The 1,860-nt window shown below is 76.7% G+C and carries 2 protein-coding genes; both read left to right on the forward strand.

Features of this window, described 5'->3' with window-relative positions:
- Positions 1 to 179 precede the first annotated feature (179 nt).
- Positions 180 to 1,289, forward strand: a complete 1,110-nt coding sequence (locus tag MOX02_RS30375) for an AI-2E family transporter (protein ID WP_147029473.1) — start codon at positions 180 to 182, stop codon at positions 1,287 to 1,289.
- On the forward strand, positions 1,286 to 1,726 hold the full coding sequence (locus MOX02_RS30380) for a DUF3291 domain-containing protein (protein ID WP_147029472.1): 441 nt from the start codon (positions 1,286 to 1,288) through the stop codon (positions 1,724 to 1,726). Before MOX02_RS30375 ends, MOX02_RS30380 begins: the two co-directional genes overlap by 4 nt.
- The last annotated feature ends 134 nt before the right edge of the window (positions 1,727 to 1,860 follow it).

Below are 1,860 nucleotides of genomic sequence, written 5' to 3' on the forward strand. Positions count from 1 at the left end.
CCCCGCCCCTCTCCCGATCGGGAGAGGGAGCCCGCGCCCGATCCTTTCGCCCCCGGTTGATCCCGGCCGGGCTTGGCCGGCGCGCCGCCGCCCTACATGCCCTGCCGGGACCGGGCCGCGAGGCCGCTTCCCCGAGCCCGCTTCCCCGAGCCCGCTTCCCCGCGGAGACCGTGCACGTGATGGACCCTTCCCCGAGCCTCCCGGCTGAGGCGCCGCCCCACAGGACCCGCTCCCAGGCCGCCGCCCGGCTCGCCCTGGCCCTGGCGCTCTCCGCCCTCGGCCTCTGGATCCTGCACGCGTTCCTGCCCGCCCTCGTCTGGGCGGTGATCCTCGCCATCGCGCTCGGGCCGCTCTACGCCCGCGCCGAGCGGCGCTGGCCCCCGGGGCGGCACAACATCCTGCTGCCGGCGCTGGCGACCCTGCTCGTCGCCCTCGTCCTGCTCGCCCCCCTCGTGGTGCTCGGCGTCCAGGCGGCGCGCGAGGCGCACGACGTGCTCGACTTCGTGCGCTCGGCCGAGCGCACCGGCATCCCCGTGCCGGAATTCCTGCAGCACCTGCCGTTCGGCGCGGCCCAGGCCACCCGCTGGTGGAGCGAGACCCTGAGCCACCCGGAGGCCGGCTCCGAGATCCTGCACCGGCTCGACAACAGTGCCGTGATCGGCCTCTCGCGCAACCTCGGGCGCGAGGTGCTGCGCCGGACCGTGCTGTTCGGCTTCACGCTCGTGGCCCTGTTCTTCCTGTTCCGGGAGGGGCGCGCGCTCGCCGCGCAGGTCCTCACCGCCTGCGACCGCCTGTTCGGCCCCCGCGGCGAGCGCGTCGCCCGCCAGATGGTGGCCTCGGTGCACGGCACCGTGGACGGGCTCGTGCTGGTGGGCCTCGGCGAGGGCGTGCTGCTCGGGATCGTCTACGTGCTGGCAGGCGTGCCGCACCCGGTCCTGCTCGGGGCGCTCACCGCGGTCGCGGCGATGATCCCGTTCGGGGCGCCGCTGGTGTTCGGCCTCGCGGCGCTGCTCGTCGCCGCGAACGGCGCCGTCGTGCCGGCCGTCGTCGTGGTGGCGGCGGGCCTCGTCGTGACCTTCGTCGCCGACCACGCCGTGCGGCCGGCGCTCATCGGCGGCACCACGCAGCTGCCCTTCCTGTGGGTGCTGCTCGGCATCCTCGGCGGCGTCGAGACCTTCGGCCTGCTCGGGCTGTTCCTCGGCCCCGCCGTGATGGCCGCCCTGGTGCTGCTGTGGCGGGAATTCACGCAAGGGGAGCCCCCGCGCCCCGCCGCGGAGGCCGGCCGGTGACCGCGATCAGCCTGACGCGCCTGCGGCTGCGCGCCTGGCGCTTCCTGCCGGGCTTCGTTCCCCTCGCCCTCCGCTCCGCCGGGCAGGCCGAGCGCGCGGCGGGTTTCCTCGACGGGGAGGTCCTCGCCGAGCCGACCCGCCTCGTGTTCTGGACCCTGACGGCCTGGTCGGACCCTGAGGCGATGCGGGCCTACACGCTGTCGGGCCCGCACCGCGCGGCGATGGGCCGGCTCGCCGCGTGGTGCGACGAGTCCGCCGTCGCGCGCTGGGAGGCGCCGGACGCCGGCCTCCCCGACTGGCAGGAGGCCGACCGCCGGCTGCGCGCGTACGGCCGCCCCTCGAAGGTCCGCCATCCGAGCGCGGCCCATGCCGGCCTCGCCCACGCCCCGCCCCAGGTCCTCCGAGGCCGCCGCCTGCGCCCGCGGGCCGCGGGCTGAGCGGGAACGGACGGTTCCTCCGCAGGGCCCTGCCGCGGGCCCGCCCGCCGATCCGACAATGTCCGGCGCGGGCCTCCTCTCCCGTCCGGGAGAGGGTTGGGGTGAAGGGGTGCGGGTTTTCCGGAGACGGCGAA

Origin of the sequence: Methylobacterium oxalidis (assembly GCF_007992195.1) — a bacterium.
GTDB classification, from domain to species: Bacteria; Pseudomonadota; Alphaproteobacteria; order Rhizobiales; family Beijerinckiaceae; genus Methylobacterium; species Methylobacterium oxalidis.

What these genes read in the sequence shown, in the direction of transcription:
- MOX02_RS30375 (WP_147029473.1), top strand. Translation starts at nt 180, where the DNA reads ATGGACCCTTCCCCGAGCCTCCCGGCTGAGGCGCCGCCCCACAGGACC.